This is a genomic window from Nostoc sp. CALU 1950 (genome assembly GCF_051172895.1).
In the GTDB taxonomy this organism is placed as follows: Bacteria; Cyanobacteriota; Cyanobacteriia; order Cyanobacteriales; family Nostocaceae; genus Nostoc; species Nostoc edaphicum_A.
This window is the reverse complement of the sequence record NZ_JBDNJQ010000488.1, coordinates 1-253: the sequence shown is the minus strand read 5'-3', so window position 1 is coordinate 253 and position 253 is coordinate 1. Positions and strand designations below refer to the sequence as shown.

General features: G+C 34.0%; 1 protein-coding gene. It reads left to right on the top strand.

Features of this window, described 5'->3' with window-relative positions; genetic code table 11:
* A partial coding sequence (locus ABF638_RS38515; protein ID WP_435027972.1) for a hypothetical protein occupies positions 1-253 on the top strand: 253 nt, incomplete at both ends.

Genomic DNA, 253 nt, shown 5'->3' with positions numbered 1-253 from the left:
GGATATCACAATTTTCCCCGTTTAATTGGTATCTTATTTTCTTGCAAATCCCTAAACAGTTTTCTCAACCTGATCTAATTGAACAAATCAGCCAAATTCTCGAAGATACTAGTCTTAACCCTAGCAACTTAAAGTTAGAAATCACAGAAACTGCAATTATTGCCTCTCCTGAAAAGGCGACCTCTGTCCTTAAGCAACTTATACCAATTTTATATGAAGCTGCATATAATAGAGAAAACAAACTCGATAAATT